Below are 11,971 nucleotides of genomic sequence, written 5' to 3'. Positions count from 1 at the left end.
GGCAATCCGCTTAATGTTAATACTTTGTTAGCTTTCTTTCTCCACGCCCAGTCAACAATGCTTCTCGTTATCGAACTAATCATGTCTGAAGGTATAGCTATCTCCGAGCTTAAGACCATAAGATCCCCATCACCGTATATTCTTATCGGCGACTTTGGAAGACCATTTTCAAGCATAACTATCGGCGGCAAAAGATCAGTCTCCACGTAAGCTACTTCCTCGAGTTTCAGCTTGGAAACTATGTGCGCTGCCGCAATGACCCCAACTAACCCTACGTCTGGAAGCCCACAGATTATTCTAATGCCTTCAGGTATATGTTTATGTTCGATTATTTTAATTTCTTCGCCTATCATACGCTTCCCGCCAAAATAATCAATAATAGCTACGCGTAAAATCTTATTAAAATTTCTTGAAACCTGGTCTCCATAAGGCATTTTAACGATTGATAGGATTCGCCCCTCTGAGTCTCAATTTAGTTGAAACCTTTTCGAAAAGTTCTCCATATATTTTTAGAGCCTCTTGTAGGGCTCTCTCTAAATCAATTTTTCCAGCTTCAACTTCAGTCATTAAATGTTCAACATATCGCCTAGTGTCTGGTGAAACAAGTCTCTCATCAACCTCCTTCAAAAGATTCACCAATGTCTCACCTAAGGCGCTCATGTAAAAAGATTTTTTCTTCTTTTCAGCGTAGCCTCTCTCGACTATAATCTCTGGGTAATCCGCCCTAGTGGCGTCGGTTCCGATAGAATGTTCTTCTAAAAGTCTGAGCAGCTCAGACTCTGTTAAGCGCGGCGGAGGCTTAGTCTTCTTTTCCTCTAGGCTAACCTTAATTATTGGTAATTTTTCGCCGATGCGCAAATCTGGAAGCCAAACAATATCCTTAGGTTTAAAGTATGGGAAGATTTTATAGAAGCCTTCTTCAACAAAATATTTTCCTGTCGCATTCATTTGCGCTCCGTTTAGATCAACGTTTAGCTTCCATCTTCTTAAAACAGCGTCTTTACCGACAACGTTCGCTAAATAACGCTTAGCGACATATTCCCAAACCCTATACTTTTCATCCAAACTATTCGGATAATATGCGGTTGGATAAATTGGCGGATGCGCCCCATCATTCTTCTTCCCGTCTCTAGGGCTAAAGGAAACGATGTTCACGTATTTAGCTAGCGGCGTGGAAGATAGCATAGCCAGAACGGTTCTATGGTCGACGGTCAACCACATGTTTGTCTCAGTCCTAGGATAGCTTATGTAGCCATCGCCGTAAAGGGCTTCGGCGAAACCCATGATTTTAGCGGCGCTTAAACCCATTATTTTCGAGAGTTCCTGCAGCATTGTATCCGTATCTGTGGGGAGAGGTTTATGGTCTACCTCATCCCTCAACTGGAAGATTGTCACAGCAGCATGCTTAGCGCCTTTAGCCGCATCATATAGGTGTCGCGCTTTAACAAGGTCTTTAAGGGGCTCAGTTGAAACTTTAATTTTAACCCCATGTACATCAAGCACCGCGGATACAACGTAATATTTCTCCGGTTTAAAATCTCTAATCTCCTTCTCCCTTCTGTAAACAAACCAGAGGGTAGGCATCTGGCATGATCCCCATGAAATTAGGTTACCGTCATTACTCAGTCTCTTTGAAAGCGTCAGTAGTCTAGTGTATGCTGCCCCGGTAATCAAGTCAAATTTATGGCGGAGCAATGCTTTCCAAACCCAGTTCCACTTTAAATCCGGCTCAATATTATCCCATGCGCGTCTAAGCTCGCTTGGTGTAGCAGCGTTAAATCTCATCCGCCCATATCTTGGCGTTGTTCCCAAAACTTTTTTAGCGATCAATAAGATTTCATAGGCTATCAATTCTCCTTCCGAATCATTATCGGTTGCCAGAATCAGCATATCCGCCCCTCTAATAGCGTTAACCAGGTTTCTGTAGGTTTCAGGGTCTCTAACCCTCCATTCAACCGGCGCGCTAAAGAGTTCGCGGGGGTCAACGTGTCTCCAATTGGAATAGCGCTCTGGGAAGTCTAGCTCGAGTACATGCCCTTTCAAAGCAATGACTGAAGGCGAAGGCTTTATAGCTAATCGAATTGCTTTCGCAACCGAGGGTTTTTCAGCAATTACAAGCATATGGGGCTTGCACCAACGGAAAATATCAATAGTGGTTTCAAACTTAAAAAATAATCTATTATGCGGCATAACCATTTAACATCTATTGTTAATCATAATCTATTTATTTGGCGTGCGACAAACTACTTAGTCTTGGAGCATATGGAAAATGAGCTTAGCGATCGAAACCATCGATTTAACGAAGAGGTACGGCGATTTAACAGCCGTAAATAAGCTTAATATAAAGGTTAGATCCGGAACAATACATGGCTTCCTCGGCCCTAATGGGGCTGGAAAAACTACGACAATAAAGATTCTTGTCGGGCTTCTTAGACCTGAAGGCGGGCGGGCAATAGTTTTAGGTGAAGAGGTTCGTGGCGATAACCCAAGGATGAGGCTCAGGATAGGCTATATGCCTGAGCTGCCAAGGTTTCCGAAGCATCTGAGGGCTCGAGAGCTTCTCGATATTTATGGGCAGATGTACGGTATACCGATTCAAGAGAGGAAAAACCGAATAAAAAAGTTGATTGAGATTGTTGGGTTAAAAGGGAGGGAAAATGATTTCATAGGTGAGTATAGTAAGGGTATGCAGCAGAGGCTTGGCATAGCGCAAGCATTGTTAAGCGAACCGGATCTAGTCATATTGGATGAACCCAGCTTAGGTTTAGATCCCGTCGGCATGGTTGAGATCAGGGAGATAATTAGGGAGATAGCGAAGAATGGGGCCACAGTCTTCCTTTCATCTCACCTTTTAGCTGAAGTTGAGCAGATATGCACGCATGTGAGCATTATTCATAGAGGCGTATGCTTAGCGGAAGGACCCTTAAGAGATGTCATAGGCAAGATAGCGGGCTCGGCTATACTGGAAATAGAGGTCGCCGAGAACCCATATAGCGTCGTCGAAAATATTAGAAACCTGCCTTTTATATCAAGGGTTAAAGTTGAAGGAAACAAGATTGTAGTTGAAGTGAACGCCGATGAGGATATTAGGCCTAAATTATCGCGGGCAATAACTGAAGCCGGAGGCACAATAATATATATGAACACAAGGATCATGAGCCTTGAAGAAGCTTTTATTCGTCTCATAATGAAGTGAATCGATATGAGTGGGAAAAATACTGGAGGTAAAGAGAGAATAAAACCGAAAGCGATAGGGCAGCTATTAGCTATCGTAAAATACGAGTTGCTGTGGAATGTGAGGAAGAAGAAGTTTATAGGTACGCTGACAGCGGCATTCGCTATCACAACCTTAACGCTAATCTTGCCAGTAGTGCTCAGAAGCATGAACAATATGCCGATTGAAGATAACCCGGATTACGTTATATCGAATAGTGGGGTTGGTGGCCTCATGTTATTTCTATTTGCGCTTGTAACAGTAATGAACAGCGTATCCGGAGAGTTTGAGAGCGGAACAATAGTCACATTGCTGACGAAACCGGTTTCCAGAACCATTGTCTTCGTGGGAAAAATTATAGCCGCCATAACCACCATACTAGCCGCTTACACGATTTTATACGTCTACATGGTTATTGGAGGAACTTTAATCTACGGTCCACAGAATAACTTAAACCTTATACCGCTATGTTTTCTGGCAGACGTGCTCAGCACTCTAGTTTGGATATCAATAATTTTGGCGATAGGTTCTCTTTCAAAAAACACAATCTTAACGGCGGTTGCTGGAATAATCATTTTCCTCGCAATGAATGTGGGCTCCTCAATAATCTCAGTTTTTACCGAAAGTTCATGGGTATTGCATTATCTTCCGGGAAGCGGGGCAACAGGCTACGTTAAAAAGCCGGGGCAAACAACCCCTCTAGGCAGCATTTCAACTGGGACCGATAATATAGCGAAGATAATTGTTCAGTACATGCTTAATCCGTCGGCAAACATAACGTATATTAAGGTGGAGTTAGGAGGTAGGCCTCAGGGCGGTGCATTAAGCCTATTTAAGGAGCTTTACTCAGAACCCCTATCACTGGTACTATACAGGTCTTTAACTGTAGCGGCAATATATATAGCGGCTCTAATGCTTCTCGGCTGGTTCTCCTTTAAACGGGCGCAGATACTCGAATAAATAGGTCCTTAAGGCTATACAACTAGAAAATTTATTTTGAAAGACAATAAAAATTTGATTGTCTAGGAGGAAAAAAGATGATTAAGATTGGCTGTGCGGCATACTCTTATCGCGAGTATCTTAAGGATGGCAGAATGAAGTATGAGGATTTCATCGAGGAGGCTTATCGTATAGGGCTCGATGGAGTCGAGTTAACCCTCTATTGGCTTCCATCAAAAGAGAAGTCTTATCTTAAAATGCTCAAGAGGCTTTCAGCCCTTCGAGGACTACCAATCTCTTGCGTCGGCATCTCCACAAACTTCTGTAGCCCAAATCCATCGGAAAGAGAAAAGAGTATTAAGGCTGTGGAAGAGGGGCTGGAAATAGCGCGTGAACTTGGCGCTCCCTGCCTTAGAGTATTTGGAGGATATGTTCCTGAGGGGGTTCACGCCGACGAGGCGATGAATTGGGTGGTTGAATCCATGAGGTTATGCGTCAACTACGCTGAGGAGAATGGAGTCATCATCGCCATGGAGAATCATGGTGGCATAACTTCCAGAGCTAGTGACGTGATAAAAATCGTTGAGGGAGTTAATTCTCAATGGTTTAGGGTTAACCTAGACTTAGGCAATTATAAGGAGCCCTTATATGAGGAAATATCTAGAACGACCCCCTACGCTGTACATGTGCATGCGAAGGTGAGTGCGCGCCTAGACGGAGATAAACGTGAAGTTATCAACTATGAGCGAATAAAGGAGATCCTTTTATCCAAAGGCTACAACGGTTTTCTCTCAATAGAGTATGAGGAAGAGGAAGACCCTAAAATAGGTGTGCCGAGATTCGCCAAATATCTCTTCAACATATTCCGCTAGTAACAGGGTGATTAAATATGGAAGATCAAATAAGGGTTGGAATAGCTGGCTTAGGAAGAAGCGGATGGAACATTCATGCTAAAGCGTTTGAGAAACTAGCTGACAAATATAGGGTTGTAGCCGTCACCGACCCAATAGAGGAGAGACGTCGAGAAGCTACGGAAAAATTTGGTTGCAGAGCTTACTCTGACTTCGACAGCTTTGTGGAAGACAAGGAGGTCGAGCTAGCGGTGATCGCAACCCCAAGCTACCTCCATGCCCCACAAACAATAAAGGCTTTGGAGTCTGGGAAACATGTCGTATGCGAGAAACCTATGACCACTAGTCTTGCTGAGGCGGACGCCATGATAGAGGCTGCGAGGAAAACTGGAAAGATATTAACTATATTTCAGAACAGCTTGTTTAACCCAGACTACCTGAAAGTTAAGGAGGTTATACAATCCGGAAAACTTGGGCGAATAGTCCTCATAAAAATATATTCGCATTTATTTGGCAGGCGATGGGATTGGCAGACGTTGAAAAAATTCGGAGGAGGGGAGCTAAGGAATAATGGCGTTCACCTCATAATTCAGGGGCTCTCCTTTATCGGAGATAAGGATCCAGAAGTCTTCTGCGACTTGCAGAGAACGCTAACCTTAGGTGACGCCGAGGACCACGTAAAGGTTATATTGAAGGCGCAGGATGCGCCTCTCATAGATATTGAGGTAACCCGAGCGTGCGCTTACCCTCAAAACACTTGGCTAGTTATGGGTACGCAAGGAGGACTCGTAGGCAACAGGTTTTCCCTTAAATGGAAGTACTTTAACCCAGGGGATCTTCCCCCAAGGCGAGTGGAAACGGAACCAACGCCCGACCGCAGCTACAATATTGAGGAAATTCCGTGGAGAGAAGAGGGTTGGAGTATTGCCGAATCAGAGTATTGGAGCGTAAACGCAATCCTCTTCTATCAAGAACTGTACAAAACGTTGCGTCAAGGGGAACCGCTAGCCGTAACCCCCGAAATGGTTCGCAGGGTCATGTGGGTTATAGAGAAATGCTTCGAAAAATGCAAAATATAGGCTGCGCCGGCGAGGATGTTCAACTATCCACTTATTCATTTATTAATATTAATGTTTTTACTAAAGTTTTCTTAAATTTATATTCAACGGGTTTCGGTTTAACAGGGTACGAGGGCTTGCCTAAAGTATTTCTGTCACGAAACCATTTATGTTCGTCATGATAAACCTGTTGTTTTATCTCTTGTATTCTTTAAAGGTTGCTTTTAGCGTATGAGACAATTTTTTATTTTGCAGCATTTGGTTTGTTCCTCCTCTTCGATTTAAGAGTAAAAAAGCATCAAGGATATCGAAACTTTGCCGAAAATGTGGAGATAAGACTTAAATATTTGGCTTCCTCTTTTCTAGGAAGTTTTTAGCATTTTTGGGTTGATGTCGAGCATGGAAGCTGAGGCGCGAGCTGAAGTAAATTGGCATTCGCTTAGTGTAGATGACGTGATAAGGGCGCTGAAAAGCGATGTGAAGGGGCTGAGCGACACTGAAGCTAGGGCTAGGCTATCTAGGTTTGGGCCTAATGAGCTAGCAGCTGTGAGAAAGGTTTCACCATTGAAGATCTTCTTCGATCAATTTAAGAGCGTTTTGATCTGGATTCTAATAGGCGCCACGATTATTTCCCTCTTTATGGGTGAGGAGGTTGATGCCATAGTTATCTTCGCCATAGTTTTAGTCTCCTCTACACTCGGCTTCATACAGGAGTATCGTGCCGAGAGGGCGCTGGAGGCGCTTAAAAGGATGCTCAGCCCAACGGTCACAGTAGTCAGAGACTCTGGGGAAACCACTATACCGGTAAGGGAGGTCGTTCCCGGAGACATAATTGTTCTAAAGGAGGGTGATAGAGTTCCAGCTGACGCTAGGCTAATAGAGACGATAAACCTTCAGGTTAATGAAGCTCCTTTAACGGGCGAATCTATGCCGGTTCTAAAGGATGTTTCACCTCTTCCCAAAGACACGCCTCTGCCAGATAGGAGAAATATGGTCTTTTCCGGAACCGAGGTTGTTAGCGGTAAGGGTAAGGCTGTTGTTGTCGCTACGGGCATGAATACCGAGTTCGGTAAGATAGCGAGGTTCGTGACCGCAGCCGAGAAGGAGGAAACCCCTCTAGAGAGGAGAGCTAGAGAGATCGGGAAGTGGCTTGGGATGATAGCCCTATTTATAGCGCTCATGCTCATCACCGCCGGGATCCTTAGGGGTATGCCGATTATGGAGATCTTCCTCTTCAGTGTAGCTTTAGCGGTGGCGGCTGTTCCAGAGGCTTTGCCAGCCGTTGTCACTGGAAGCCTCGCGATTGGAATGTATAGGATGGCTAAGAGAAACGCCCTTGTGAGGAGAATGCCGGCTGTTGAGACGCTCGGCTCAGTGACGGTTATATGCTCAGACAAGACTGGCACGTTAACTAGAGGTGAAATGACGGTTCGCAGAATCTACGCCCTTAACCATATAATTGAGGTTTCCGGCATAGGCTATGAGCCTAAGGGGGATTTTCAAGTTATGAACGATGCTGAAACAGATATTTTGGGGAGCGAGGGCTTTAGGCTCTTAATGCTATCATCGCTCCTCTGTAACGACGCTGAGCTACTGCATGAGAGCGGCGGTTGGAGGATTAGAGGCGACCCAACTGAGGGAGCCCTTGTAGTGGCTGCTTGGAAGGCTGGTCTACGGCAGGATGAGGTTAGAAGGCTCTATCCGCGGGTGAGCGAAGTACCATTCAGCTCTGAAAGAAAACTTATGACAACGGTTCACTTAACGCCTGAGGGCGATAGAATAGTCTGTATGAAGGGTGCTCCGGAGAGGGTTTTAGAAAAATGTACTCATATCTATACTATTGCGGGCATTAGAAGGCTAACTAAAAGTATCAGGGAAGAGATCCTGAAGGTCAACGATGAGATGGCTAGAAATGCCCTTAGGGTCTTAGGCGTAGCCTACAAAAGGATAGCGGATCATACCGGTTTAAGCGAGGGGGAGATTAAGAGCGGAATGATCTTTCTCGGCTTAATGGGCATGATGGATCCGCCCAGAGAAGAAGCCATTAAGGCTGTTGAGGTATGTAGACGTGTCGGCATAAAACCCGTTATGATAACCGGTGATCATAAGCTTACTGCCATGGCGGTGGCTAGAGAGCTTGGGATCTACGGGGACGATGACATAGTTCTTACAGGCGAGGATCTGGAAAAGATGACTGAGGGTGATCTTGAGAAGATCGTTGACAAAGTGACCGTTTATGCACGTGTTTCCCCGGAGCATAAGCTTAAGATCGTCCGCGCTTGGAAGAGAAGGGGCGAAGTGGTTGCGATGACTGGTGATGGGGTTAATGATGCGCCAGCCCTGAAACACGCTGATATTGGTATAGCCATGGGGATAACGGGAACCGAGGTGACTAAGGAGACAGCTGACATGGTTCTTCTAGACGATAATTTCGCGACGATCGTGAACGCGATAGAGCTGGGAAGATGGATATACGATAACATAAAGAAGTATCTGGCCTATCTCCTACAGGCGAATCTAGTTGAGATAACCGTTCTATCTCTAGCGGTCTTAGCTGGTTACCCGCCACCACTATTGCCAGTTCAAATCCTATATGTTAATTTGGCTACGGATGGGCTTCCGGCAATCGCGCTGGGCGTGAGTCCGCCAGACCCAGACATTATGGATAGGCCGCCTAGAGACCCGAAAGAGACGATTTTCACTTGGGATGTTAAGTCCCTTATTTTGCGCACGCTGATGGTAGGGTCACCATTCACATTCTGGGTTTTCCTATCATCTATGCCGCTCGGCATAGATTTGGCGCGCACAAGGGTCTTCATAGTCTTTGTCTTCTTTGAGCTGGTTTTGGCAATAACCTGTAGGTCGCTGAGATATACTATTGCTGAGGCTAAACCACATAAGTTCCTGCTATTAGCGGTTCTCTGGGAGGTTCTCCTCTTAATGGTTCTGCTGAGTTTTCCGGTAACCCGACATGCGCTTGAGGTTGTCGAGCTAGACCTCTACGCCTTATGGCTGGCGGCAATTCTGTCGCTAATAACGCTAATTAGCATAGAGGGAACCAAAATACTCCTGAGAAAGTTAAGGCTCATCTAAGTTAGGAGTCGATCAAGCCCATATACTCTGATCTAAACTTAGCAGTTTTCTCGTATACACTGCGCTGAATTATACAGGTGGGAGTTAGCGGGCGTAGGATAATAATATATTGTGCTTCTCAATAATATTGCTAGATAAGTAAATCTGAGGGAGGAATCGAAGGTGGAGAAGAGTAGAAAGATGATCTATATAGGGAACGCTAAGAAGATTCCTGTTGGTGAAGCTAGAAAGTTTCTCTATCCGGTTGGAGATAAAGAGGGGACTGAGAGGCCTGGAATACTAATACATTTAGAAGACGGTTTCGTGGCATATGACGGCTTATGCACGCATATGCAGGCAGAGGTTGAATGGAATCGTTACACAGGGAAAATCTGGTGCACTATGCATGACGGCATGTACGACCCAAAAACCGGCAGGCCCTTCATGGGAATGCCCCGAGAACCGCTTAAGAAAATAGAGTTAAAGATAGAGGAGAATGGAGAAATCTACGCCATAATATAGCGACATCTCAGAGGCTATTCTCGAAGCTAATTTTCAAATTATAGACTGTTATAGCAATCATCATAAGCCAGACGCGTGATAGCCTCGATGACACGACTATACTGGGCGTCGCATGCTAGCTCTAAGAAGCAGAGATGCTGAACTGAGGATTAAACCCTAGAAGTGGCGGGCCCGCCGGGATTTGAACCCGGGATCTCCGGCTTTCCTCAGCGTCTTTTAATGTTCCATCGGCTTAGAAGGCCGACGCGTTATCCGTGCTACGCTTCCCGAATTGGGTCGTTTGGGCCCAATTTCACGGGCCCATCTTGGCGTCCCAGCGGCCCATCTTATTCTTATGAGTTGCGGAATTTAAACTTTGATGTAGTCGCTATATTTTCTAGATATATATATGCGTATCGAGTAAGATTTTAAGTTCGCTTTGAAATTTATCTTATAGTGAGTTGGGATGTGTATACTTGGTAGAGATGAACTGCTTAAACTGATAGAGAAATATAAGTGCATTTATCCCTTCGACTTAAATCTCCTCGATGGTGACGGCTATGTTCTAACTGTTAAAGAGGAGACTACGCTACAGTACCTCGAACATAAAAATCTCGTTTCTAATGAAATAGTGTTTACTCCACCAAACATTGTTGCGCATTTAACTGCCAAGAGCAAATATGGCAGGATGGGTTTATCTTTTCTGAACGCTGCTAAAGTTCATAGCGGTTTTATCGGTAGATTAGCCCTTGAAGTCGTAAACCTAAATAACGATAGGACACCGATAACCATTAAACGTGGAGACCCATTCATGCATATAGAATTTATAACGAGGATAGGTGAACCATCGCCGTACGCTGGCGAATATCAGTTTCAATATATGACGGATGAAGAAATAAAAATGTATATTCCAATTTTGAGGGAAGTCTTTAAAAATTACGACGATCTAGCCAAGATATGGTTTAGGAATAGAAGACTAGTTTAACGGCTTTGTCTAAGAACATCTTTCATATCGATTTTTTAGAAGCTGAAGGAAAGAAGGTTTAAATATTTCTATTCTTTTAATGCTAGAAGGGACTTTAACATGAAGGCGCGAAACTATCGTGAAGTTAAGGGTATGCCGTATACGAGGCAAGAGTATATTCATGGAGCACCACAACCTAAAATAACTAAGTTCACTTTTGGAAAGCCCTCGGACAGCTATACTTATCAAGTCTCATTGGTTACGGAGGAAAGTGTTCAAGTTAGGCATAATGCGCTTGAGGCTGCAAGAATCGCGGCTAACAGGCATTTACAGAAGATGTTGGGTGAAAAGTTTTTTATGCGTGTTCTAGTTCTCCCACATGTTATTTTAAGGGAGAACAAGATGATTTTTGGCGCTCACGCTGATAGGCTTCAGGAAGGTATGCGTAGAGCTTTTGGTAAGCCTATTGGTAGAGCTGCCCGCGTTGAACCCAACCAGAAAATTATTGTTGTGCAGGTTGATGAGAGCGGTTTAGAGGTTGCAAAAGAGGCTCTTAGGAGGGCTTCAGCTAAATTGCCAACCCCATGTAGAATAATTGTTGAGAAAGTATCTTCTCAAACAATTCAAGTTCAAAATGAATCATGAAAAATGGAGGAAAGAAACAATGTCCGGAAAGAAGGGAAGATACGTATTATGGTTTGATGAGATAGGGATCGAGGATGTACCGCTGGTTGGCGGAAAAAGCGCGAGCTTAGGCGAGATGACAAGGAGAACCGGTGTTCCAGTACCTTACGGGTTTGCGACGACGGCGGAAGCCTATAGATACTATATAAAGGCAAACAAGCTCGATGAGAAAATAGCTGAAGTCCTTAAGGAGCTTAAAGATCCAAATGATACGCAAACTCTGCAGCGAGTCGGCGCGAAGATAAGGAGCCTTATAGCTTCTGCCGAGATGCCTAAAGACTTAGAGGAAGAGATAGTTAAGGCTTATGAGGAGCTCGCTAAGAGGATTGGCGAGGAAGATCCGTTTGTAGCAGTTCGCAGCTCTGCTACAGCCGAGGATCTTCCAGACGCCAGCTTTGCTGGCCAGCAGGAAACTTACCTTAACGTCCACACGGCTAAAGAGGTTGTTGAGAAAATAAAGCATTGTTATGCGAGCCTATTTACTGATAGAGCCATATTTTACAGGATTCAGAAAGGTTTCGATCACATGGCCGTAGCGTTAAGCGCTGTAGTCCAATTAATGGTTTACAGTAAAGCTAGCGGCGTCATATTTACGCTCGACGTAGCCACCGGAGATAGAAGCGTTGTTCTGATAGAGGCGGGCTATGGTTTAGGCGAATACGTCGTCCAAGGAAAAATAACGCCTGAC

The 11,971-nt window shown here is 44.6% G+C and carries 11 protein-coding genes and 1 tRNA gene; 9 read left to right on the top strand and 3 right to left on the bottom strand.

Annotated features, from left to right (window positions below):
• Together QXR61_08570 and QXR61_08565 are read right to left on the bottom strand one after the other, a co-directional pair.
• Positions 1 to 353: PAC2 family protein (locus QXR61_08570; protein MEM3757996.1), on the bottom strand; the 353-nt coding region annotated here is incomplete at its 3' end.
• Between the two features lie 82 nt (positions 354 to 435).
• A complete protein-coding gene (locus tag QXR61_08565) occupies positions 436 to 2,121 on the bottom strand; it encodes a type IA DNA topoisomerase (protein ID MEM3757995.1) in 1,686 nt (561 codons plus the stop codon).
• A 148-nt stretch (positions 2,122 to 2,269) separates the two neighbouring features.
• Between QXR61_08565 and QXR61_08560 the strand changes: the two genes are divergently transcribed.
• The 6 genes from QXR61_08560 (at position 2,270) to QXR61_08535 (ending at position 9,656) form a co-directional block, all read left to right on the top strand.
• A complete protein-coding gene (locus tag QXR61_08560) occupies positions 2,270 to 3,196 on the top strand; it encodes an ABC transporter ATP-binding protein (GenBank protein ID MEM3757994.1) in 927 nt (308 codons plus the stop codon).
• 6 nt (positions 3,197 to 3,202) lie between these two features.
• Positions 3,203 to 4,174: an ABC transporter permease gene (locus QXR61_08555; GenBank protein ID MEM3757993.1), complete on the top strand. Its 972-nt coding sequence runs from the start codon at positions 3,203 to 3,205 to the stop codon at positions 4,172 to 4,174.
• A 77-nt stretch (positions 4,175 to 4,251) separates the two neighbouring features.
• Positions 4,252 to 5,025 (top strand): sugar phosphate isomerase/epimerase family protein, encoded by a 774-nt coding sequence (locus QXR61_08550; GenBank protein MEM3757992.1) that lies wholly within the window; start codon positions 4,252 to 4,254, stop codon positions 5,023 to 5,025.
• Positions 5,026 to 5,042: 17 nt separating this feature from the next.
• The gene (locus QXR61_08545; protein MEM3757991.1) at positions 5,043 to 6,083 is read left to right on the top strand and encodes a Gfo/Idh/MocA family oxidoreductase; all 1,041 of its coding nucleotides are present in this window, start codon (positions 5,043 to 5,045) and stop codon (positions 6,081 to 6,083) included.
• A 369-nt stretch (positions 6,084 to 6,452) separates the two neighbouring features.
• A complete protein-coding gene (locus QXR61_08540) occupies positions 6,453 to 9,155 on the top strand; it encodes a cation-translocating P-type ATPase (protein ID MEM3757990.1) in 2,703 nt (900 codons plus the stop codon).
• Between the two features lie 162 nt (positions 9,156 to 9,317).
• The gene (locus tag QXR61_08535; protein ID MEM3757989.1) at positions 9,318 to 9,656 is read left to right on the top strand and encodes a Rieske 2Fe-2S domain-containing protein; all 339 of its coding nucleotides are present in this window, start codon (positions 9,318 to 9,320) and stop codon (positions 9,654 to 9,656) included.
• A gap of 163 nt (positions 9,657 to 9,819) precedes the next feature.
• Here the strand turns inward: QXR61_08535 and QXR61_08530 are convergent.
• Positions 9,820 to 9,958, bottom strand: a tRNA-Arg gene (locus QXR61_08530).
• A 143-nt stretch (positions 9,959 to 10,101) separates the two neighbouring features.
• Here QXR61_08530 and QXR61_08525 point away from each other — a divergent pair.
• From QXR61_08525 to QXR61_08515, 3 genes are all read left to right on the top strand, one after another.
• Complete coding sequence (locus QXR61_08525) at positions 10,102 to 10,620, top strand: hypothetical protein (protein ID MEM3757988.1); 519 nt, start codon at positions 10,102 to 10,104, stop codon at positions 10,618 to 10,620.
• 99 nt (positions 10,621 to 10,719) lie between these two features.
• The gene (locus QXR61_08520; protein MEM3757987.1) at positions 10,720 to 11,244 is read left to right on the top strand and encodes a 50S ribosomal protein L16; all 525 of its coding nucleotides are present in this window, start codon (positions 10,720 to 10,722) and stop codon (positions 11,242 to 11,244) included.
• A gap of 19 nt (positions 11,245 to 11,263) precedes the next feature.
• A partial coding sequence (locus tag QXR61_08515; protein MEM3757986.1) for a PEP/pyruvate-binding domain-containing protein occupies positions 11,264 to 11,971 on the top strand: 708 nt, incomplete at its 3' end.

The sequence above is a fragment of the Candidatus Bathyarchaeia archaeon genome (genome assembly GCA_038882715.1).
Classification (GTDB): domain Archaea; phylum Thermoproteota; class Bathyarchaeia; order Bathyarchaeales; family DTEX01; genus DTEX01.
The sequence above is the reverse complement of the archived record's forward strand: the minus strand, read 5'-3'. Positions and strand labels throughout refer to the sequence as shown.

What these genes read in the sequence shown, in the direction of transcription:
- QXR61_08555 (MEM3757993.1), top strand. Translation starts at nt 3,203, where the DNA reads ATGAGTGGGAAAAATACTGGAGGTAAAGAGAGAATAAAACCGAAAGCG.
- QXR61_08540 (MEM3757990.1), top strand. Translation starts at nt 6,453, where the DNA reads ATGTCGAGCATGGAAGCTGAGGCGCGAGCTGAAGTAAATTGGCATTCG.
- QXR61_08520 (MEM3757987.1), top strand. Translation starts at nt 10,720, where the DNA reads ATGAAGGCGCGAAACTATCGTGAAGTTAAGGGTATGCCGTATACGAGG.
- QXR61_08560 (MEM3757994.1), top strand. Translation starts at nt 2,270, where the DNA reads ATGAGCTTAGCGATCGAAACCATCGATTTAACGAAGAGGTACGGCGAT.
- QXR61_08565 (MEM3757995.1), bottom strand. Translation starts at nt 2,121, where the DNA reads ATGCTTGTAATTGCTGAAAAACCCTCGGTTGCGAAAGCAATTCGATTA.
- QXR61_08525 (MEM3757988.1), top strand. Translation starts at nt 10,102, where the DNA reads ATGTGTATACTTGGTAGAGATGAACTGCTTAAACTGATAGAGAAATAT.
- QXR61_08545 (MEM3757991.1), top strand. Translation starts at nt 5,043, where the DNA reads ATGGAAGATCAAATAAGGGTTGGAATAGCTGGCTTAGGAAGAAGCGGA.
- QXR61_08550 (MEM3757992.1), top strand. Translation starts at nt 4,252, where the DNA reads ATGATTAAGATTGGCTGTGCGGCATACTCTTATCGCGAGTATCTTAAG.